General features: G+C 63.1%; 19 protein-coding genes. 14 read left to right on the forward strand and 5 right to left on the reverse strand.

Translation table 11 applies throughout. The annotated features are described in order from the left end of the window. Positions 1-98 precede the first annotated feature (98 nt). From ABH945_RS00440 to speE, 3 genes are all read right to left on the reverse strand, one after another. The gene (locus ABH945_RS00440; protein WP_074766560.1) at positions 99-839 is read right to left on the reverse strand and encodes a 16S rRNA (uracil(1498)-N(3))-methyltransferase; all 741 of its coding nucleotides are present in this window, start codon (positions 837-839) and stop codon (positions 99-101) included. 19 nt (positions 840-858) lie between these two features. After that, positions 859-1,272 (reverse strand): VOC family protein, encoded by a 414-nt coding sequence (locus ABH945_RS00445; RefSeq protein ID WP_074765779.1) that lies wholly within the window; start codon positions 1,270-1,272, stop codon positions 859-861. Between the two features lie 112 nt (positions 1,273-1,384). Beyond that, on the reverse strand, positions 1,385-2,257 hold the full coding sequence (gene speE, locus ABH945_RS00450) for a polyamine aminopropyltransferase (RefSeq protein ID WP_429249409.1): 873 nt from the start codon (positions 2,255-2,257) through the stop codon (positions 1,385-1,387). Positions 2,258-2,538: 281 nt separating this feature from the next. Between speE and tkt the strand changes: the two genes are divergently transcribed. After that, entirely contained in the window at positions 2,539-4,560 is a 2,022-nt protein-coding gene (tkt, locus tag ABH945_RS00455) for a transketolase (protein WP_429249410.1), read from the forward strand. 109 nt (positions 4,561-4,669) lie between these two features. Beyond that, a complete protein-coding gene (gene gap / locus ABH945_RS00460) occupies positions 4,670-5,680 on the forward strand; it encodes a type I glyceraldehyde-3-phosphate dehydrogenase (RefSeq protein ID WP_074765775.1) in 1,011 nt (336 codons plus the stop codon). Between the two features lie 83 nt (positions 5,681-5,763). Here the strand turns inward: gap and ABH945_RS00465 are convergent, their stop codons facing one another. Further along, complete coding sequence (locus ABH945_RS00465) at positions 5,764-6,456, reverse strand: FadR/GntR family transcriptional regulator (RefSeq protein WP_429249411.1); 693 nt, start codon at positions 6,454-6,456, stop codon at positions 5,764-5,766. A gap of 227 nt (positions 6,457-6,683) precedes the next feature. Here ABH945_RS00465 and ABH945_RS00470 point away from each other — a divergent pair, with 227 nt between their 5' ends. The 3 genes from ABH945_RS00470 (at position 6,684) to ABH945_RS00480 (ending at position 9,838) form a co-directional block, all read left to right on the forward strand. Continuing rightward, positions 6,684-8,012, forward strand: a complete 1,329-nt coding sequence (locus ABH945_RS00470; RefSeq protein ID WP_429249412.1) for a C4-dicarboxylate transporter DctA — start codon at positions 6,684-6,686, stop codon at positions 8,010-8,012. A gap of 282 nt (positions 8,013-8,294) precedes the next feature. Then, positions 8,295-9,305 (forward strand): allantoicase, encoded by a 1,011-nt coding sequence (gene alc, locus ABH945_RS00475; protein ID WP_429249413.1) that lies wholly within the window; start codon positions 8,295-8,297, stop codon positions 9,303-9,305. A gap of 14 nt (positions 9,306-9,319) precedes the next feature. Next, the gene (locus tag ABH945_RS00480; protein WP_074765767.1) at positions 9,320-9,838 is read left to right on the forward strand and encodes an ureidoglycolate lyase; all 519 of its coding nucleotides are present in this window, start codon (positions 9,320-9,322) and stop codon (positions 9,836-9,838) included. A gap of 111 nt (positions 9,839-9,949) precedes the next feature. Here ABH945_RS00480 and fur read toward each other — a convergent pair whose 3' ends face one another. Next, the gene (gene fur, locus ABH945_RS00485) at positions 9,950-10,378 is read right to left on the reverse strand and encodes a ferric iron uptake transcriptional regulator (RefSeq protein WP_074765765.1); all 429 of its coding nucleotides are present in this window, start codon (positions 10,376-10,378) and stop codon (positions 9,950-9,952) included. A 160-nt stretch (positions 10,379-10,538) separates the two neighbouring features. Between fur and ABH945_RS00490 the strand changes: the two genes are divergently transcribed. From ABH945_RS00490 to ABH945_RS00530, 9 genes are all read left to right on the forward strand, one after another. Further along, entirely contained in the window at positions 10,539-11,357 is an 819-nt protein-coding gene (locus tag ABH945_RS00490; protein WP_429249414.1) for an outer membrane protein assembly factor BamE, read from the forward strand. Positions 11,358-11,524: 167 nt separating this feature from the next. Next, on the forward strand, positions 11,525-12,322 hold the full coding sequence (dapB, locus tag ABH945_RS00495) for a 4-hydroxy-tetrahydrodipicolinate reductase (protein ID WP_074765761.1): 798 nt from the start codon (positions 11,525-11,527) through the stop codon (positions 12,320-12,322). Between the two features lie 88 nt (positions 12,323-12,410). Next, positions 12,411-13,127, forward strand: a complete 717-nt coding sequence (locus tag ABH945_RS00500; protein WP_429249415.1) for a MotA/TolQ/ExbB proton channel family protein — start codon at positions 12,411-12,413, stop codon at positions 13,125-13,127. Positions 13,128-13,260: 133 nt separating this feature from the next. After that, positions 13,261-13,713 carry an ExbD/TolR family protein gene (locus ABH945_RS00505; RefSeq protein WP_074765757.1) on the forward strand — a complete coding sequence of 151 codons (453 nt, stop codon included), beginning with the start codon at positions 13,261-13,263 and terminating at the stop codon, positions 13,711-13,713. A gap of 344 nt (positions 13,714-14,057) precedes the next feature. Next, a complete protein-coding gene (gene leuS, locus ABH945_RS00510) occupies positions 14,058-16,649 on the forward strand; it encodes a leucine--tRNA ligase (RefSeq protein WP_074765755.1) in 2,592 nt (863 codons plus the stop codon). A gap of 91 nt (positions 16,650-16,740) precedes the next feature. Further along, positions 16,741-17,292: an LPS assembly lipoprotein LptE gene (lptE, locus tag ABH945_RS00515; protein ID WP_074765753.1), complete on the forward strand. Its 552-nt coding sequence runs from the start codon at positions 16,741-16,743 to the stop codon at positions 17,290-17,292. Positions 17,293-17,346: 54 nt separating this feature from the next. Beyond that, positions 17,347-18,468, forward strand: a complete 1,122-nt coding sequence (gene holA, locus ABH945_RS00520) for a DNA polymerase III subunit delta (protein ID WP_429249416.1) — start codon at positions 17,347-17,349, stop codon at positions 18,466-18,468. Positions 18,469-18,735: 267 nt separating this feature from the next. Continuing rightward, positions 18,736-20,007: a glutamate-5-semialdehyde dehydrogenase gene (locus ABH945_RS00525; RefSeq protein WP_429249417.1), complete on the forward strand. Its 1,272-nt coding sequence runs from the start codon at positions 18,736-18,738 to the stop codon at positions 20,005-20,007. Between the two features lie 66 nt (positions 20,008-20,073). Continuing rightward, entirely contained in the window at positions 20,074-20,490 is a 417-nt protein-coding gene (locus ABH945_RS00530) for a CopD family protein (protein ID WP_429249418.1), read from the forward strand. Positions 20,491-20,495: the final 5 nt, after the last annotated feature.

Genomic DNA, 20,495 nt, shown 5'->3' on the forward strand with positions numbered 1-20,495 from the left:
GTTGCATGATGGAATAAGAAAAAAGGCCCGCCGATTGGCGGGCCTTTTGCTTTGGATGCTGATATTTCCGCGCAGCGCTGCACGAGAATCCAGACGACTTACCATCCGCCCCAACGCGCAGCCAACCCCGACAGAACCGCAATGCCCGCCGTTTCGGTGCGCAACACACGCGGTCCAAGGCCCACGGCGATAAATCCGTGATCGGTTGCTGCCGCTTCTTCCGCAGCGGAAAAACCGCCTTCCGGGCCGACCAGCACGGTCACGCGACCGCGCGGCGGCGTCGCCGGCAATGCTGCGAAGCTGATGCTGGCGCGCGGTGACAGCAGAATCCGCAGTTCACCTTCCGCAAGCTCGCGGGGCAGCGCGCCGAGCCACGTCGCGATCTCGCGCACGGGCATGACTTCGGGCAACCGGTTGCGTCCGCATTGTTCGCACGACGCGCGCACAATGCCCTGCCAATGCGCATGCCGCCGCTGCGCACGCTCGCCCGATAAGCGCACGACGCTGCGCGTCGTAGTCAGCGGAACGAAGCAGGATGCGCCCAGTTCGACTGCTTTTTCGATCAGCCAGTCCATTTTGTCGCCGCCGGCAATGCCCTGCGCGAGCGTTAGCTGATAAGGCGTCTCGACCTCGATCGCGCGAAATTCGCGGATTCGGACCGAAACCGACCGACGTTCGACTTCGACGAGTTCGGCGCTGTATTCGCCGCCCTCGCCATTAAAAAGCACGATCGAATCGCCGGACTGCAAGCGCAGCACGAGGACGTGCCGGACGACGTCATCGGGAAGCTGCATGACGTCGTCGGGATTGAGCGGGGTGCTGACGAAAAAGCGGGGCATCAGAAAAATACTCATTGGCTCAGGAAAGGTGGCGAGCGAGCGCCCAGCGGTAGCCGTCCAGATCTTCGACCTGGGCGAACCGGTCGCCCCAGAACTGATCCTGTGGCTCGCTCAGCGATTTTGCGCCGGCCGCCAGCGCCCGCGTATAAACCGCGTCGACATCGTCGACATAGACATAGAACGATTGCGGGGCGATCGCGCCCGCGCTTTTGGGTGTTTTCGCGGCCGAGCCGAACGCGCCTTCCGGCGCGAACATCACAATCAACTGCCCTTGATAGGTCATCTCGACGTGCATGACGACGCCGTCGTCCTGGACACTGTCGCGCACTTCGAAGCCGAACGCCGCCGAAAAGAACGCAGTCGTGGCGCGCGCGTCACGTACCGTCAGATAGGGGGTCAACCAGGGCACACCGGCTGGGCGGAGGGCGGTCATGGGGTTCTCCGATCTAGAAGGTTGGCGGAACACATGCTGCAAGGCTGGATGGGCGGTCGCGTATCGATGCTCCGATGGCGTCGCCTGACCAATCGCGCATTGTGCCCACACGTCAGATTGATGGCTTTAAGAATTGACTTAGTTTATCGCGCACGGCTCGCGATGCCGAGAACAGTCCTGCGTGGATTGCGGGATCGTAGTGCTTCAGCGAATCGATTTGACGATTGGCCAGGCGTTCGGCGATTGTTTCGGCGGGCAGGGCTGCGGGGTCGAGCGTGTTGCTCGCGGTTGCCATCATCCAGAGCGAGCCGTAGAGGGGGACGAAGGTGTTCATCGTGCGGAGGCTGCTGAATTCGGCGCTGAGGTCGTCGAGCAGGGCGGCAATGCGCTCTACATGCTGATACGGCGAGCCGAGATGGACCGACAGCGCGGCAAGTGGGCTCATCGCGCGCTTGAGTTGCTGGTAGAAGGGGCGTGTGTAAAGGCCGGCGGCGGGCGAGTCGGGCGGCGTCAGATCGAAGATCACAAGGTCGAATTGCGCCGACGCGGCCGCTGCCACGTAATGCGCCGCGTCGCCGATCACCAGTTCGACACGCGGGTCGTCGAAAGCGCCGCCGTGCACTTCGGGCAAATGCTCGCGCGTCAGGCGGACGACTTCCGCATCGAGTTCCGCCACCACGATCCGCTCGATCGACGGATGCCGCAGCAGTTGCCGCGCGGCGCCGCCATCGCCGCCGCCGAGCACCAGCGCGGCGCGCGGTGAAGGATGCGCGAGCGCGGCCGGGTGCACCATGCATTCGTGATAGATGAACTCGTCGCCGGTGGAGGTCATCGGACGGCCGTCGAGCGTGAAGAGGCAGCCAAGCTGCGGCGTGTCCCATACCTCGATCCGCTGATACGGCGAGTCGACTCGTTCGATCAGCCGCGCGTGCGGAAATCCGTAGACGGCGTCGGGACTCGGGTGGAACAGCAGCGGAGCGCTCACGGGTGGCGGGCTCTGTCACGAGCGCGGTGGTTCAGGGTTGTACGCAATTGTAAAGGGCCGTGTGGCGGCGGGCCGCACCTCGTGTATCGGACCACACGACGACGCGGCTTTCCGGGCCGGTCGCCGGTCACGTTCTGCTAGAATGTCTCGCTTTCAGCCTTGTCCGTTTGCTCTGCCCGTTTCGCGTCTCCTGGCGCCGCATCGTGCGCCGAAGCGAACTGGCATTCGAGCTTCCGGTCTTCAAGCGCGCACCGCTTTCTGACTCTGTCTCCGGACTCGACATGACGACCTCGTCTCCCGCAACCCCCTCCCTGATGGCCAACGCAATCCGTGCGCTGTCCATGGATGCCGTTCAAAAAGCGAATTCCGGCCACCCCGGCATGCCAATGGGCATGGCCGAAATCGGCGTGGCTTTGTGGTCGCGCCATCTGCGTCACAACCCGACGAACCCGCAATGGGCCGACCGTGACCGCTTCGTGCTGTCGAACGGCCACGGCTCGATGCTGCTGTACTCGCTGCTGCATCTCACCGGCTACGACCTGCCGATGGAAGAGCTGAAGAACTTCCGTCAAATGCATTCGAAGACGCCGGGTCACCCGGAATACGGCATCACGCCGGGCGTCGAAACGACCACGGGCCCGTTGGGTCAAGGTCTGGCGAATGCGGTCGGCATGGCGCTCGCCGAGTCGCTGCTCGCGACCGAATTCAACAAGGCTGACGCGAAGATCGTCGATCACCACACGTACGTGTTCGTCGGCGACGGCTGCCTGATGGAAGGCATCTCGCACGAAGCGTGCTCGCTGGCCGGCGTGCTGAAGCTGAACAAGCTGATCGCGTTCTACGACGACAACGGCATCTCGATCGACGGCGAAGTGGTTCACTGGTTCCACGACGACACGCCGAAGCGCTTCGAAGCGTACGGCTGGAACGTGATCCCGAACGTGGTCGGCCACGATGTCGACGCAGTCGACGCGGCGATCAAGCAGGCCAAGCTGTCGGACAAGCCGACGCTGATCTGCTGCAAGACCGTGATCGGCGAGGGTGCGCCGACCAAGTCCGGCAGCCACGATTCGCACGGCTCGCCGCTCGGCGACAAGGAAATCGCGGCAACGCGTGAAGCGATCGGCTGGAAGTGGGAGCCGTTCGTGATTCCGCAGGAAGTCTACGCAGCGTGGGACGCGAAGGACGCGGGCGCGAAGATCGAATCCGAGTGGGACAAGGCATTCGCGGCTTACGCGGCCAAGTACCCGCAGGAAGCGGCCGAATTCAAGCGCCGCGACGCGAAGCAATTGCCGGCTGACTGGAAGGAAAAGGCTGCCGCAATCATCGCCGGTGCGAACGAGCGCGCTGAAACCATCGCGACGCGCAAGGCATCGCAGCAGGCTATTGAAGGTCTGTCGACGGTTCTGCCCGAACTGCTCGGCGGCTCGGCCGACCTGACCGGCTCGAACCTGACCAACTGGAAGGCAGCGGTTCCGGTGCGTGTGAACGCAGAAGGCCGCGCAGCCGGCAACTACGTGAACTACGGCGTGCGCGAATTCGGCATGAGCGCCGCGATCAACGGCGTCGCGCTGCATGGTGGCTTCAAGGCGTTCGGCGGCACGTTCCTGACGTTCTCCGACTACAGCCGCAACGCGCTGCGCGTCGCTGCGCTGATGAAAGCACCGTCGATCTTCGTGTTCACGCACGACTCGATCGGCCTCGGCGAAGACGGCCCGACCCACCAGTCGATCGAACACGTTGCCAGCCTGCGTCTGATCCCGAATCTGCAAGTCTGGCGTCCGGCCGACACCGTCGAAACCGCGGTGTCCTGGACCCACGCGGTCGAACATCACGGCCCGTCGGTCCTGATCTTCAGCCGTCAGAACCTGAAGTTCTCGGAGCGCACCGACGCGCAGATCGCGAACATCGAGAAGGGTGGTTACGTGCTGCGCGACTGGAACGATGAAATCGTCGCACGCAAGATCATCCTGATCGCGACGGGTTCGGAAGTCGAACTGGCGCTGAACGCGGTCGAGCCGCTGGCGCGCGAAGGCATCGCGGCACGTGTCGTGTCGATGCCGTCGACCACCGTGTTCGACAAGCAGGACGCCGAATACCGCGAACGCGTATTGCCGCACGGCGTGCGCCGCGTCGCGATCGAAGCGGGCGTGACGGATTTCTGGCGCAAGTACGTGGGTCTGGAAGGCGGCGTGGTCGGGATCGACACGTTCGGCGAATCGGCCCCGGCTGGCGTGCTGTTCAAGCATTTCGGCTTCACCGTCGAAAACGTTGTAGAGACGGCTAAAGCCGCACTCGGCTGATTTCGCGCCGGCGTTGCCGTCCGCGTTCACGCCTCGGCTTGAACGCGCGGCAACGCAGCCAGTCAGACGAAACCTGGACGAATTTTTTTCAGCCATCAGGAGATAGACCATGACGATTCGCGTCGCAATCAACGGCTACGGCCGTATCGGCCGCAACACGCTGCGCGCCTTCTATGAAAACGGCAAGAAGCACGATATCGAAATCGTCGCCATCAACGATCTGGGCGACGCCAAGACCAACGCTCACCTGACCCAATACGACACGGCGCACGGCAAGTTCCCGGGCGAAGTGTCGGTGGACGGTGACTACCTGGTTGTGAACGGCGACAAGATCCGCGTGCTGGCTAACCGCAACCCGGCTGAACTGCCGTGGGGCGAGTTGAACGTCGACATCGTGCTGGAATGCACGGGCTTTTTCACGACCAAGGAAAAGGCGAGCGCGCACATCAAGGGCGGCGCAAAGAAGGTCATCATCTCGGCGCCGGGCGGTAAGGACGTCGACGCAACGATCGTCTACGGCGTGAACCACAACGTGCTGAAGGCATCGGACACGGTCATTTCGAATGCATCGTGCACGACGAACTGCCTGGCACCGCTGGTCAAGCCGCTGAACGACAAGATCGGCCTGGTGAACGGTCTGATGACCACGATCCACGCATACACGAACGACCAGGTTCTGACAGACGTGTATCACGAAGACCTGCGCCGCGCCCGCTCGGCGACGCACAGCCAGATCCCGGCCAAGACCGGCGCAGCGTCGGCAGTTGGCCTGGTGTTGCCGGAACTGAACGGCAAGCTCGACGGCTACGCAATCCGCGTCCCGACGATCAACGTGTCGGTCGTCGACCTGTCGTTCATCGCTGCACGCGACACCACGGTCGAAGAAGTCAACGCGATCATGAAGGAAGCCTCGGAAGGTTCGCTGAAGGGCATCCTCGGCTATAACACGGCACCGCTGGTGTCGATCGACTTCAACCACAACCCGGCTTCGTCGACGTTCGACTCGACGCTGACCAAGGTATCGGGCCGTCTGGTGAAGGTGTCGAGCTGGTACGACAACGAGTGGGGCTTCTCGAACCGCATGCTGGACACGGCTGTGGCGCTGGCTAACGCGAAGTAAGTTATCGCGCGCTGCATGCTCGGCGACACCGGTTTTCTGGCCGGTCGTCGTAGATAAAAAAGCCGCTCTTCGGAGCGGCTTTTTTACGTCTGTGGTGTCGGGAAATAGACGCCTGCGCGTTGCGCGGCGTTCGAAATATGCGTTTCGATCGCCTTGCCAGCGGCGGCGGAATCGCGTGTCTTCAGCGCATCCAGAATCGCGCGATGCTCGGTGTACGTAGACAACACCAGTTCGCGCCGGTAGAACGGCATCCGCTGGCTTTCCTTCATGATGTCCGCGCTGCTGCTCAGAATCGACTCGATTGCCGCGTTGCCGGCAATGTTCACGATCCGCATGTGAAAGTCGTAGTCGAGACGGGCGGCTTCGTCGAGCTCGTCACACGCGAGCGCAGTTTGCATGGCCGTGATGTTTTCTTCGAACCACGCGAGGTCGGAATCGCTGACCGCCAGCGCCGCCATCCGCGCGATAAAGCCTTCCAGTGCGAAGCGCATCTGATAAGTGTCCGGCAGCGACGACTGCTCCGCGAAACGCCAGGACTGCGCGGCTGCGGCCTGCGCACTTTCCACATAGACGCCCTTGCCCGGGCGAATCACCAGCAGGCCGAGCGCCTCCAGCGTGGAGAGCGCCTCGCGCAACGACGCGCGGCTGATCGACAGTTCCTCGGACAGTTGGCGCTGCGCGGGCAGCAGACTGCCCACCGGATAGACGCCCGCTTCAATCCGTTCGCGGATGGTCGCGATGGCGGCATCGGTAACGGTATGCGGGACGTTTTTCATTGTGGCTCACTGGGTGGCGCGGTCTGACCAGCATTCTAATACGCGCGTCGGGTGGCTGTATCGTCGGAACATTTGCTGACGCAATCCGACCCGAAACAGCTGGAAAAACAACGGGTAAACACTGTTTTATGATTCCTTGACGCCAGTATATCGGCTTCCTACTATTGCCCATAACAGTACTGGTCCGACCAGTCTGAACAGATGCAAATCTCAACCAGGAGGAAGCCGTGTTGAAATTTTTCAATTCGCTGTTTGGCCGGGTCGTCATAGCGCTGGTGGCGGGTATCGTGATCGGCGCGGTGTATCCGCATTTCGCGCAGTCGCTGCGTCCGCTCGGCGACGGCTTTCTCAAGCTGATCAAAATGGTGATCGGGCCGATCGTGTTCTGCGTGGTGGTCAGCGGCATGGCGCACGCGGGCGATCTGCGCAAGGTCGGGCGCGTCGGCCTGAAAGCGGTGGTCTACTTCGAGGTGATGACGACGATCGCGCTTGTGATCGGCGCCGTGCTCGCCTACGCGACGCGGCCGGGCGTCGGCATGAACATCAACCTGCATTCGCTCGATCCGGCGTCGCTCGCGACTTACACCGAGAACGCGAAAAGTCTCAAGGACACCGCGGGATTTCTGCTGAAGATCATCCCCGACACGGCCATCAACGCGTTTGCCACCGGCGATATCCTGCAAATTCTGGTGTTTTCGGTGCTGTTCGGCTCCGCGCTGTCGCTGCTTGGAAATAAGGCGCAGCGCGTGAGCAGCCTGATCGACGAACTCTCGCAAGTGTTTTTCCGCGTGATGGGTTTCATCATCAAGCTCGCGCCGCTCGGCGTGCTCGGCGCGATTGCGTTCACCACCGGCACCTACGGCGTCGAGTCGCTGAAGCAACTCGGCATGCTCGTGCTGGTGTTTTACGTGAGCTGTTTCGTGTTCGTCGCGGTCGTGCTGGGCATCGTCATGCGGCTCGCGGGCTTCAGCATCTTCAAGCTGATCCGCTACCTGCGCGAAGAACTGTCGATCGTGCTCGGCACCGCTTCGTCCGACGCCGTTCTGCCGCAGATCATGCGCAAGCTCGAATGGATGGGCGTCAAGGATTCGACCGTCGGCCTGGTCATTCCGACCGGCTACTCCTTCAATCTCGACGGCTTTTCCATCTATCTCACGCTGGCGGTGATCTTCATCGCGCAGGCCACGAACACGCCTCTGTCGCTGCATGACCTGATCGTAGTGGTGCTCGTATCGCTGGTGACGTCGAAAGGCGCGCACGGCATTCCTGGCTCGGCCATCGTGATTCTGGCGGCCACGTTGTCCGCGATTCCGGCGATCCCGGTGCTCGGCCTCGTGCTGATTCTGCCGGTCGACTGGTTCGTCGGCATTGCCCGCGCGTTGACCAACCTGATCGGCAACTGCGTGGCGACGGTGGTCGTGGCCGTGTGGGAAAACGATATCGACCGGGTGCGCGCGCATCGCGTGCTGAATCGCGATGCGGCTTTGCGTTACGTGCCCGCTGGCGAGGACCCGGGCGTTGAAGCGCTGAGCGGCGAGCGTGTGCCGGCAGTCTGAAGCCGGCGCTGGGGAGGCAGATGTGTTTCGTGGTCTGCCGCGAGTGTGGCGGCGGGAATCCGGGCCTGCTGCGCCGAAGTTGCGATTCGCTGCTGCCTCCGCCGCCTTTGCCACCGCTCCTGCTGCTGAGAACAGCGCGGTCGGTCCACCGCAACCTGCAACCCGACTGTCGACATCACCACCGTCCCGAATTCCGCGCGCCAGTGCAGCGCGCTTTCCGCACCGGCGGGCCCTGCAAGCACCGCCGGTTGTCCTTCATCTTTTCGCTGCCTGACTGAGACTATGGCTAATCCGATCCTCGACCCCAACGCTCCCGCCTTCACCCGCCGCTACATGAATCTCGCCGACCCGCGTCTGGGCGCGAAGGCGCTGTACGCGAGCGACGAATTCTTCGCGCCGAAAGAGCGCATGCTCGACCCGCAACCGGCGGTGTTCATCCCCGGCAAGTACGACGATCACGGCAAATGGATGGACGGCTGGGAAACCCGCCGCAAGCGCACCACCGGCCACGACCACTGCGTGATCCGCCTCGCGCGACCGGGCGTCGTGCACGGCGTGGATCTCGACACAAGCCACTTCACGGGCAATTTTCCGCCGGCTGCGTCGATCGACGCCTGTTACGCGGACAGCGACACGCCGCCCGATAACGCCGACTGGCAGACGCTCATGCCCGCGACCACGTTGCAGGGTAACCAGCATCACTACGTCGAAGTGAACGACGCGCGCGCCTTCACGCATCTGCGCGTGAATCTGTACCCGGACGGCGGCCTCGCGCGTTTGCGCGTGTATGGTCAGCCGAAACGCGACTGGGAACGCGTCGAGCGCGGCACGCTGCTGGACCTCGCCGCCATCGAAAACGGCGCGTATCTGGTGGCCGCGAACAATCAGCATTTCGGTCCCGCTTCGCAGATGCTGATGCCGGGCCGCGGCGTCAACATGGGCGACGGCTGGGAAACGCGGCGGCGTCGCGAGCCGGGCAACGACTGGGCGATCGTCGCGCTGGCGCGGCCGGGCGTGATCCGCAAGATCGAAGTGGATACGGCGCACTTCAAGGGCAATTTCCCCGACCGCTGTTCGCTGCAGGCCGCGTCGGTTACGGGCGGCACCGACGATTCGCTCGTCACGCAGGCGATGTTCTGGCCGCTGCTGCTCGACGAACAGAAGCTGCAGATGGATCACGTGCATACCTTCACCGACGGCCTCGCATCGCCCGGTCCGGTGACCCACGTTCGTTTCAATATCTTTCCGGACGGCGGCGTATCGCGGCTGCGTCTGTGGGGTGAAATCGCTTAACGGAGGGTTCGCCGATGAAAACATTGCAGCTGGAACGCCTGACGCGCGCGGCTTTCGCGCCGTTCGGCGAGGTCATCGAACTGGATGGCGCGCGTCATTTCGCGATCAATGGGGGTACGACCGAGCGCTATCACGACCTCGCTCGCGTCGACGTGACGGAGCAGGGCGGCCGACCGCTGATCAACCTGTTCCGCGCGCAGCCACGCGCCTTTCCGGTCGATATCACGATGATGGAAAGGCACCCGCTCGGCAGTCAGGCTTTCATTCCCTTACGCGACGAACATTACCTGGTCGTGGTCGCGCCCGCAGGCGAGTTCGACCCGGCCCAGATGCGCGCTTTCTGGACCGATTCGTGGCAGGGCGTGAGCTATGCAAAAGGCGTGTGGCATCACCCGTTGCTGGCGCTCGATCGGGTGAGCGATTTCATCGTGGTGGACCGGGGCGGCGAGCAGCCCAATTGCGATGAAATCTCATTAACCGAGCCTTGGCGGCTGGCGTTCGAGGTGAGCGAGGAGCTGATCGCGCAGGCGTAAATCCGGCTGCATCACAGCAGGCGCCGATCATGAAAAAAGCCCCGGCCGATTTGCATCGGCCGGGGCTTTCTTGTGTATTTGGCCGCGTCCTCCGACGCGGCCAAACCCGCATCAGTGCTTGCGATGCGGGCAATTTTCCTTCGTGCAGGCGCCGTAGAGCGCCAGTGCGTGTTCCTGCAGCTTGAAGCCGCGTTCCTTCGCAATGGACTGCTGGCGATTCTCGATTTCGGGGTCGAAAAATTCTTCGACGAGCCCGCAATCGAGGCACACGAGGTGGTCGTGGTGCGACCCTTCGTTCAATTCGAACACCGCCTTACCCGACTCGAAATTGCTGCGCGAGAGCAGGCCTGCCTGCTCAAATTGCGTCAGCACCCGATATACGGTTGCCAGGCCGATATCGAGCTCTTCGTGCAGGAGGTTGCGGTACACGTCTTCGGCAGTCAGGTGACGCACCGGGCTATGCTGAAAAATCTCAAGGATTTTGAGGCGCGGAAGGGTCGCCTTGAGCCCGATATTCTTGAGATCGGTTGGATTGGTCATGACAAGGGATCCCTAGAGTACAATGCTGGGCTCTCATAGTAATGTGTTTTTGCCGTTCTCTGGTCATCTTCGATGGAATGAAACTCGCGCGGCTCGTCTTCGGGCCCGCACGGTGAGTGAAATGATTTCAAAATCTCAATTGATCTACCGGGGGAGCCGAATGCGGGGTACCTTGATCGCTGTTGCGACTGTCGCGGTTCTTGCCGGATGTTCCACTTACGACAGCCTGACACAGCGTGTTGCCCAAAGCATCACGCCGTACCGGATTACAGTGGTGCAAGGCAATTTTGTTTCGGCAGAAGCTGCAGCCCAGATGAAAGTCGGCATGACCCGTGCGCAAGTGCGTCAGTTGCTTGGCACGCCTCTTCTGACCGACATGTTCCACGCAGACCGCTGGGACTACGTGTTCTATTTCAAGCGCGGCTCGACGGCGATCGTGCAGCAGCGCGACTTCGTAGTGTTCTTCTCGGGTGACATCGTTACCAGCTGGCAGGGTGGCGAAGATCTGCCGTCCAACCTCGAGTTGCTCGCCGAAATCGACGGCGACAGGCGCGGTGGCAGAAGGGCGGCTACGGCGACTGCCGCCAGTGCGGCGAGCGCGCCGGCGGCTACCGCTGCGGCGCCTGCTGCCGCGTCGGCTGTCGACGGTGCCGCGGCGTCCGCTGTTCCGTCCACGGACGCAAACGCGGAAGCCGCGCAGGCCGCCAATCGGGCGACCGGTGCTGTGCAAACGTCGCCGGGTAATCCGCGCTCGGCCGTGCCTAGCGCGCCGACCGCGAATGGCGGCGGCATCCCGTCGCAAGGTCCGACGGCTCAAGGCCAGCCGCAGTTCCAGTTCCATCGTCCGCCGCCGCCGCAACAGCCGGACAACAACAGCAATCCGGTGGGACCGACCGGTCCGCAAAGCAGCAACGGCGGCCCGACGCTCAACGCACCGCTTACCGCGTCCCCGGCCACTTCGTCGGGAACGGGCAGCTAATCGCGCTGTCCCTGTCTTAAGGCGGGCAACGCCGACGGGCGCTACGCCCGCCGGCTTTTCCGCTTTCTCATGATGTGCGCGGCGTGCGGGTGTGCTGCCTGCCGTCGCCACATTAGCCCGCCTCTGCCGGGTTGTACTTTCTTCGCATTTTTTGCACCCTCATCGCCATGAAAATTGCCATTGCTGGCGCATCGGGCCGTATGGGCCGCATGCTCATCGAAACCGTCCTCAACGATCCCGCCGCCACGCTGTCCGGCGCGCTTGTCCGTAGCGGCTCCGCGCATCTCGGCCAGGACGCGGGCGCGTTTCTCGGCAAACCCACGGGCGTTCTGCTGACCGACGACATCGAGCGCGTGTTCGCCGAATCCGACTATCTGATCGACTTCACGCGCCCCGACGGCACGCTGCAGCATCTCGAAGCGGCGCAGCGTCACAACGTAAAAATGGTGATCGGCACGACCGGTTTCGACAATGCGCAGAAAGCGCAGCTGCGCGCGGCCGGCGACAAGATCGGCGTCGTGTTCGCGTCGAACATGAGCGTGGGCGTGAACGTCACGCTGAAGCTGCTCGAATTCGCGGCAAAGCATTTCGCGACCGGCTACGACATCGAAATCATCGAGGCGCATCACCGTCACAAGGTCGATGCACCGTCGGGCACCGCGCTGACCATGGGTGAAGTGATCGCCGGCGCGCTCGGCCGTAATCTCGACGACTGCGCGGTCTATGGCCGCGAAGGCGTGACCGGCGAGCGCGATCCGTCCACGATCGGGTTCTCGGCAATTCGCGGTGGCGATATTGTCGGCGATCATACGGTGCTGTTCGCGGGTACTGGCGAGCGTATCGAGATCACGCACAAATCGTCGAGCCGTTTGTCTTATGCGCAAGGCTCGCTTCGTGCTGTACATTTTCTCGAGAATCACCAAGCGGGTTTCTTCGATATGCAGGACGTGCTGGGTCTGCGGTAAGCGGGCCTTACGCACAGGTCTTTCGGACAGGACAGGGGCATCGCGGCCCCTGTTCTGCTCGTGAAACCACTTTCTCCGGCGAGGTCAGATGGCAGGCAGCAGCGGCATCATCCATTACCTGCAATCCAGCGATGCGATTACGCACGGCGTCGCGTATGTGCTGCTGGCCATGTCGATCGCAAGCTGGTGCTTTCTGATCGTCAAAAGTTGGATTCTCACTCGCGCCAAACGTCAGGCTACGCATGCCATTACGCGGTTCTGGCAGGCGCCTACGCTGTCCGAAGGCGTCTCCGTGCTCAAGCGTACGGATCGCGAGCGCGTGTTCGCGCCGCTCGCCGAAGCGGCGCTCCACGCGGCCGAGGTCGACATTCCCGGTGCGTTGCTGGCTCGCGTCGAACGGAGCGAGCGCGTGCTGCGGGCGCTGCGCCAGGCGCTCAACGCGTCGCAGCGGCGGCTCGAGTTCGGGCAGGTGCTGCTGGCGTCGGTGGGCAGCACGGCGCCGTTCGTCGGCTTGCTCGGGACGGTGTGGGGCATTTATCACGCGCTTGGCAGCATCGCCGCGAGCGGGCAAGCGCAGATCGAGAACGTCGCCGGGCCGGTTGGCGAAGCGCTGATCATGACCGCCTTCGGCCTCGTGGTCGCGATTCCGGCGGTGCTTGCCTATAACGTGCTCGGGCGTCTCGTGCGGCAGTTGTCGGAGGAACTCGACGGCTTTGCGCACGATCTGCATGCGTATGTGTGTGCGCCGGCCGAGCAGGCTCAGCCGATGGTGCGGGCGCAGCAGGCGTCGACGCATCAGGCTTGATTGGCTGTTTCGATTGCCCGTGAGCGGTGCAACGAACCGAGTCATGGGAAAGTTCTCGCAAGCAACACCCACTCGCGAGTACGACGCCTCAAGACCCATCCAGAGCTAGCTCACTCTCGTAAAAGGAGGCGACATGGCATTCGGCGGACTCGAAAAAAAGCAGGCGGCCGCGCCCATGGCCGAGATCAACATGACGCCGCTCATCGACGTGATGCTGGTGCTGCTGGTGATTTTTATCATTACCGCGCCTTTGTTCTCGCACGCGATCCGGCTCGATCTGCCCAAGGTCGCGGCAGCGCCCGCGCGTCAGACGCCGCAAACCATTTCTCTCTCTATCGACGCTGCGGGCAAGCTGTACTGGAACGGCAGCGTCATCACGTCCGAGCAGATGCGCACGCGTTTCGCGGACGCCGGCAAGCAGGCCGAACAGCCTGAGATTCAATTGCGTGCGGAACGTTCGACCCGCTATGAGGTGATCGCCCAGGTGATGGGCGCGGCGCAGCAGGCGGGGCTGGAGCGGCTTGGCTTCGTCACGGATCCGCCACCGCCAGCCGGTGCGGCAGGCTCGCCGGCTACCGCGCACTGAATGCGCCGGCAGGCGCTGCGAGCGGTTTGCCCGGGGTGTCTGCCGACACGGCCCAGTCGTCGCGCTGATTGTGTCGAATCGTGTCGTCCTCCGGTGACGGTGTAGTACGACGCCGCGTCACTCTGCTGCGGTTGCCTTTGCCCCGCCCGGGCCCATCCGAATCCGCCCGAACCCGCCGCACTGGCGCAAACCGCGCGAAGACCGCCTGCCACACCACGCGGCGTACCCGTCCGCGGACGGTATAATCAGCCCTTTCCCCGTCGAAGGGGAATCGAAGCCATTTCATCCAGCAGAGCACCAAAGCGGCCGGTGCGAAAGCACCGACCCAGCGATCCCATCACACCATGCACGAAAAATACGTTCCCTCCGACGTCGAATCCGCCGCGCAAGGGCAATGGCGCGCGATTGACGCGTACAAGTCGACGGAAACCGGCGACAAACCCAAGTTCTACTGCGTCTCGATGCTGCCGTACCCGTCGGGCAAGCTGCACATGGGCCACGTGCGCAACTACACGATCAACGACGTGATGTACCGCTATCTGCGGATGAACGGCTACAACGTGCTGATGCCGATGGGTTGGGACGCGTTCGGCATGCCGGCGGAAAACGCGGCAATGGCCAACAACGTGCCGCCCGCCAAGTGGACCTACGACAACATCGCTTACATGAAGAAGCAGATGCAGTCGATGGGCCTCGCGATCGACTGGTCGCGCGAAGTCGCCACCTGCAGCCCCGACTACTACAAGTGGAATCAGTGGCTGTTCCTGAAGATGCTCGAAAAAGGCATCGCGTACAAGAAAACCGGCACCGTCAACTGGGACCCGGTCGACCAGACCGTGCTCGCCAATGAGCAGGTGATCGACGGCCGCGGCTGGCGTTCGGGCGCGCTCGTCGAAAAGCGCGAAATCCCGATGTACTACATGCGTATCACGCAGTACGCGGACGAACTGCTGAACGACCTCGACGGCCTCGGCTGGCCCGAGCGCGTCAAGATCATGCAGCAGAACTGGATCGGCAAGAGCTTCGGTGTGAACTTCGGCTTCCCGTACGAAATCGACGGCGAACAGAAGCTGCTGCGCGTGTTCACCACGCGTGCCGACACGATCATGGGCGTGACCTTCTGCGCGATCGCCGCCGAGCATCCGCTCGCCACGCGCCTCGCGCAAGGCAAGCCGGAACTGCAGGCGTTCATCGAAGAATGCAAGCGCGGCGGCGTGGCTGAAGCCGATGTCGCGACGATGGAAAAGAAGGGCATGGGCACGGGTTTCTACGTCACGCATCCGCTGACGCAGGAACAGGTCGAAGTGTGGATCGGCAACTACGTGCTGATGAGCTACGGCGAAGGCGCGGTGATGGGCGTGCCCGCGCACGACGAACGCGACTTCGCGTTCGTGAAGAAATACAACCTGCCGATCAAGCAGGTGGTCGCGGTCGAAGGCAAGGAATTCTCGACCGAAGCCTGGCAAGAATGGTACGGCGAGAAAACCGGCACGCTGATCAACAGCGGCAAATACGACGGTCTCGCGTACGAAGCAGCGGTCGACCAGATCGCAGCAGACCTGAAGGAACTCGGTCTCGGCGACAAGCAGATCACGTGGCGTCTGCGTGACTGGGGCGTGTCGCGTCAGCGTTACTGGGGCACGCCGATTCCGATCATCCACTGCCCGACGTGCGGCGACGTGCCGGTGCCGGAAAAAGATCTGCCGGTGGTGCTGCCGGAAGACCTCGTGCCGGACGGCACGGGCAATCCGCTCGCCAAGTCCGAAGCGTTCGTGAACTGCGCGTGCCCGACCTGCGGCGGCGCGGCCAAACGCGAAACCGACACGATGGACACCTTCGTCGATTCGTCCTGGTACTTCTACCGCTATGCGGCGCCGGACGCGAAGACCATGGTCGACGAGCGCACCGATTACTGGGCGCCGATGGATCAGTACATCGGCGGCATCGAGCACGCGATTCTTCACCTGCTGTACTCGCGCTTCTGGGCGAAGGTGATGCGCGACCTCGGCCTGATCAAGTTCGGCGAGCCGGCCAAGAATCTGCTCACGCAGGGCATGGTGCTCAACGAAACGTATTACCGCGAAAGCGATGCGGGCAAGAAGACCTGGTACAACCCCGCCGATGTCACCGTGTCGTTCGACGACAAGGGCCGTCCGGTCGGCGCTGTCCTGAATTCGGATGGTCAGCCGGTGGTGCTCGGCGGCGTCGAAAAGATGTCGAAGTCGAAGAACAACGGTGTCGATCCGCAATTGCTGATCGACCAGCACGGCGCGGATACCGCGCGTCTGTTCGTGATGTTCGCCGCACCGCCCGAGCAGCAGCTGGAGTGGTCGGGTTCGGGCGTGGACGGTGCGAGCCGCTTCCTGCGTCGCGTGTGGAGCTTTGGTCAGGGCAACGAGGCAGCACTGCGCGCGGGCGGCAAGTTCGACGCCGCGCAACTCGGCGAAGTCGACAAGACGCTGCGCCGCGAAATCTACAGCGTGCTGAAGCAGGCCGATTTCGACTACCAGCGTTTGCAGTACAACACGGTGGTGTCGGCGGCGATGAAGATGCTCAATGCGCTCGACAGCGCGAAGGGTGCGAACCCGGGCGTGATGCGCGAAACCTACAGCGTGATGCTGCGCGTGCTGTACCCGGTGGTGCCGCACCTGACCTTCCAGCTCTGGCAGGAACTCGGTTACGCCGACGAATTCGGCTCGCTGCTCGACGCCGCCTGGCCGAAGGTGGACGAAAAGGCGCTGGAACAGGCCGAAATCGAACTCGTGCTGCAGGTGAACGGCAAGGTGCGCGGCGCGATCACCGTGGCGAAGGACGCCACGCGTGAAGCAATCGAACAGCTCGCGGCCGCTCACGACATGGTCGCGAAGTTCAGCGAAGGCCGTGCCCCGAAGAAGATCATCGTGGTGCCGGGCCGTCTCGTGAACGTGGTCGTTTGACAGCCCACAAAAACATGTCGGCAGACAGGACGCCGCCGCGCGCGGCGGCGCTTGTCCATGCCGCGAAACTCACTGCGAACCGGGAGCCAATGTGACTCGCAGATCGTTTTTGACGCTGGCTTGCAGCGTACTGATGTTGTCCGCTTGCGGCTTCCAGTTGCGCGGCCAGCAGGATTACGCCTTTAAACGTTTGTTCGTGTCCGGCGGTTCCCCGGCGGCCTCCGCGCGACTCACGCGCATGGTGCAGGGCGGCAGCGACACGGTCGTCGTGACGTCGCCGGCCAACGCCGACGCGATCCTGAATTTGACCCAGGCTCGCGGCATCGCCACGCTGACGCTGAGTTCGCTGGGCGTGGTCCAGGAATATCAGTTGAATCTGACGATGACGTACACGCTGACCGGCAAGGACGGCACCGTGCTGATTCCGACGAGCGTGATCGCGTTGAACCGCGCGATGACCTACAGCGACCAGTTCTCGCAAGCCAAGGCCGCCGAGTCCGACATCCTGTTCGCCGACATGGAAAACGACGCGATCGACCAGTTGATCCGGCGTCTGGGCGTCGTGCATACGCTTACTCCGGCGCCGGGCCAGGGCGTTCCGGCAATAGCGCCGCGTGCGCCGTTGCCGCCGCCGCCGCTGTGAGCGTCCTTGCGTGTCTGATTTGCTGCACTTGTCCAACCTCGCCGATCGGTAGCCATGCAACTGCGACTTGACGCGCTCGAAGCGCATCTCGCCAAGGGACTTGCCGGACTGTACGTCGTGTACGGCGACGAGCACCTGCTCGCGCAGGAAGCGTGCGACCGCATTCGCGCCACCGCGCGCGCGGCCGGTTTCACCGACCGCTCGGTGTTCACGGTCGAGCGGAGTTTCGACTGGAGTTCGCTGCTCGGCGCGAGTCAGTCGATGTCGCTGTTCGGCGACCGTCAACTGGTTGAGTTGCGCATTCCGTCCGGCAAGCCGGGCAAAGACGGCGCTGACGCACTGAAAACGCTCGCCGCCGCCGTCAACGACGACGTGCTGACCATGGTCACGCTGCCGCGCCTCGATGCGGCCACACAAAAGTCGGCGTGGTTCATGGCGCTCGCCGACGCGGGCGTCGCGCTGAAAATCGATCCGGTCGAGCGCACGCAGTTGCCGAACTGGGTGGGTCAGCGGCTCGCCGCACAAGGTCAACGGGTGGTGGCGGGTGAAGAAGGGCGGCGCGCGCTGGCGTTTATTGCCGAGCGCGTGGAAGGCAATCTGCTTGCCGCGCATCAGGAAATCCAGAAGCTCGGGCTGTTGTATCCGGCGGGTTCGCTGAGCTTCGAGCAGGTTCACGACGCGGTGCTCAATGTCGCGCGTTATGACGTGTTCAAGCTGAACGAAGCGATGCTGGCGGGCGACGTCGGCCGTCTGTCTCGCATGCTGGACGGGCTGCGCGGCGAAGGCGAGGCGTCGGTGCTGGTGTTGTGGGCCGTGGTCGAAGAAGTGCGCACGCTGCTGCGGATCAAGCGCGGCGTGTCCGCCGGCAAGCCGCTGGCGATGCTGGTGCGCGAGAACCGCGTGTGGGGTCCGCGTGAACGGTTGATCGGCCCCGCGTTGTCGCGCGTGACCGAGGGCGCGCTGGAAAAGGCGCTGGCTCTGGCGGCGCGGCTGGATCGGCAGGTCAAGGGTTTGTCGGGCGGCACGCCGGGCAATCATCGTAATGATCCGCCGCCTGATCCGTGGGACGGGCTGTTCGAGTTGGCGATGTCGGTGGCGTCGCCGAAGACATCGCCGGTGCCGCCGCCACGACCTCGGAGCGCGGCTGGCGCTTCTTCGGCGCGAAGGCCAGTCTGAATTGCTGCAGCCTTGCAATAACACAAAGCGCGTTTTAGCAGGCTTCGCTCAGAACAGCCGGAGCGGCAGAGCGGCGCGGAAACATCGGCGTGCCCGTGTCGACGAATTCTCAAGCGCGATATTTTCCGCACGCTGAAATTCGACTCCGCCGACAACGCCAGCCGCCGCTCGAAGCAAAGCCCCTGTACCCGGCTTACAATTGTTTGATCTTTCGCTAATTCCGCTTATCCGCTGCACCTCGACGTGCGCGGCATCATGAGAATGACCATGGATATCGACCAGTACATGACCGACCTCGGTCGTCGCGCCCGCCACGCTTCGCGAGCAATGGCGCGCGCCTCGACGGCCTCGAAGAACGCGGCGCTCGAAGCCGTCGCGCAGGCTATCGAACGCGACGCCGCGTTGCTGAAAGAAGCGAATGCACGCGATGTCGCGCGGGCTCGCGAAAAGGGCCACGACGCGGCGTTCATCGACCGTCTGATCCTCTCGGACAAGGCGCTGAAGACGATGCTCGAAGGCTTGCGTCAGGTCGCGGGGCTGGCTGATCCGATCGGTGAAATCAGCAATCTGAAGTATCGGCCGAGCGGCATCCAGGTCGGGCAGATGCGCGTGCCGCTGGGCGTGATCGGCATCATCTACGAATCGCGTCCGAACGTGACGATCGACGCCGCCGCGCTGTGCCTGAAGTCCGGCAACGCGACGATTCTGCGCGGCGGTTCTGAAGCGCTGGAATGCAACACGGCGCTGGCGAAGTTGATCGGCGAAGGGCTGGAAGCCGCCGGTCTGCCGCAGGACGCGGTGCAGGTGGTCGCGACGTCGGACCGCGCCGCAGTCGGCAAGCTGATCACGATGACCGAATTCGTCGACGTGATCGTGCCGCGTGGCGGCAAGGGCTTGATCGAACGTCTGATCAACGAAGCCCGCGTGCCGATGATCAAGCACCTCGACGGCATCTGCCATGTGTACGTGGACGACCGCGCCGATCTGACCAAGGCGCTGAACGTGTGCGACAACGCCAAGACGCATCGCTATGGCACCTGCAACACGATGGAAACGCTGCTGGTCGCGCGCGGCATTGCGGCTGAAGTGCTGCCGCCGCTGGGCAAGCTGTACCGTAGCAAGGAGGTCGAGTTGCGGGTCGATCCGACCGCGCGTGCGATTCTCGCGGACGCGGGCGTCACGCCGCTCGTCGACGCCACCGAAGAAGACTGGCGCACGGAATACCTCGCGCCGGTGCTGGCGATCAAGGTGGTCGACAACCTCGACGCCGCGATCGAGCACATCAACGAATACAGCTCGCATCACACCGACGCCGTGGTTACCGAAGACCACGACCGCGCGATGCGCTTCCTGCGCGAAGTCGATTCGGCGAGCGTGATGGTCAACGCCTCGACGCGTTTCGCCGACGGTTTCGAATTCGGCCTCGGCGCGGAAATCGGCATTTCGAACGACAAGCTGCACGCACGCGGCCCGGTCGGCCTGGAAGGGCTGACCTCGCTGAAGTACGTCGTGCTGGGCCACGGCGAAGGCCGTCAATAAGGCCGTTGCAATCTGGCGTGCGTCTGCACAGGCGCAGCCAGTCACAAAGTTGTTCGGGGATCGCTGATGCTTTGGATCAAGACGTTTCACATCGTGTTGGTTGCCTCCTGGTTTGCCGGCCTGTTTTATTTGCCGCGCATCTTCGTCAATCTGGCGATGGAAACGGAAGCCGCTGCGACGGCGCGCTTGTTGATCATGGCGCGCAAGCTGTTTCGCTTCATGACGGTGATTGCGGTGCCTGCGCTGGCTTGCGGTTTGTACTTGTGGCTCGGAATCGGCATCGGCAGCGGGCAGGGCTGGATTCACGCGAAGGTCGGCGTGGTCGTGCTGCTGGTGATTTATCACGCGTTTTGCGGCGTACTGCTGCGGACTTTCGAACGCGGTGAGAATAAGCGCTCGGACAAGTGGTATCGGATGTTCAATGAATTGCCGGTGCTCGGCATGCTCGCAGCGGTCGCGCTGGTGGTGATCAAGCCGTTCTGACAGTT

It is taken from the genome of Paraburkholderia sp. GAS333, from assembly GCF_050435665.1.
GTDB lineage: Bacteria > Pseudomonadota > Gammaproteobacteria > Burkholderiales > Burkholderiaceae > Paraburkholderia > Paraburkholderia fungorum_A.

Coding starts and splice junctions, on each gene's coding strand:
- ABH945_RS00530 (WP_429249418.1), top strand. CDS start 20,074: ATGCTTTGGATCAAGACGTTTCACATCGTGTTGGTTGCCTCCTGGTTT.
- gap (WP_074765775.1), top strand. CDS start 4,670: ATGACGATTCGCGTCGCAATCAACGGCTACGGCCGTATCGGCCGCAAC.
- ABH945_RS00525 (WP_429249417.1), top strand. CDS start 18,736: ATGGATATCGACCAGTACATGACCGACCTCGGTCGTCGCGCCCGCCAC.
- fur (WP_074765765.1), bottom strand. CDS start 10,378: ATGACCAATCCAACCGATCTCAAGAATATCGGGCTCAAGGCGACCCTT.
- ABH945_RS00445 (WP_074765779.1), bottom strand. CDS start 1,272: ATGACCGCCCTCCGCCCAGCCGGTGTGCCCTGGTTGACCCCCTATCTG.
- ABH945_RS00465 (WP_429249411.1), bottom strand. CDS start 6,456: ATGAAAAACGTCCCGCATACCGTTACCGATGCCGCCATCGCGACCATC.
- ABH945_RS00440 (WP_074766560.1), bottom strand. CDS start 839: ATGCCCCGCTTTTTCGTCAGCACCCCGCTCAATCCCGACGACGTCATG.
- ABH945_RS00480 (WP_074765767.1), top strand. CDS start 9,320: ATGAAAACATTGCAGCTGGAACGCCTGACGCGCGCGGCTTTCGCGCCG.
- ABH945_RS00500 (WP_429249415.1), top strand. CDS start 12,411: ATGGCAGGCAGCAGCGGCATCATCCATTACCTGCAATCCAGCGATGCG.
- leuS (WP_074765755.1), top strand. CDS start 14,058: ATGCACGAAAAATACGTTCCCTCCGACGTCGAATCCGCCGCGCAAGGG.
- dapB (WP_074765761.1), top strand. CDS start 11,525: ATGAAAATTGCCATTGCTGGCGCATCGGGCCGTATGGGCCGCATGCTC.
- ABH945_RS00505 (WP_074765757.1), top strand. CDS start 13,261: ATGGCATTCGGCGGACTCGAAAAAAAGCAGGCGGCCGCGCCCATGGCC.
- alc (WP_429249413.1), top strand. CDS start 8,295: ATGGCTAATCCGATCCTCGACCCCAACGCTCCCGCCTTCACCCGCCGC.
- ABH945_RS00490 (WP_429249414.1), top strand. CDS start 10,539: ATGCGGGGTACCTTGATCGCTGTTGCGACTGTCGCGGTTCTTGCCGGA.
- tkt (WP_429249410.1), top strand. CDS start 2,539: ATGACGACCTCGTCTCCCGCAACCCCCTCCCTGATGGCCAACGCAATC.
- holA (WP_429249416.1), top strand. CDS start 17,347: ATGCAACTGCGACTTGACGCGCTCGAAGCGCATCTCGCCAAGGGACTT.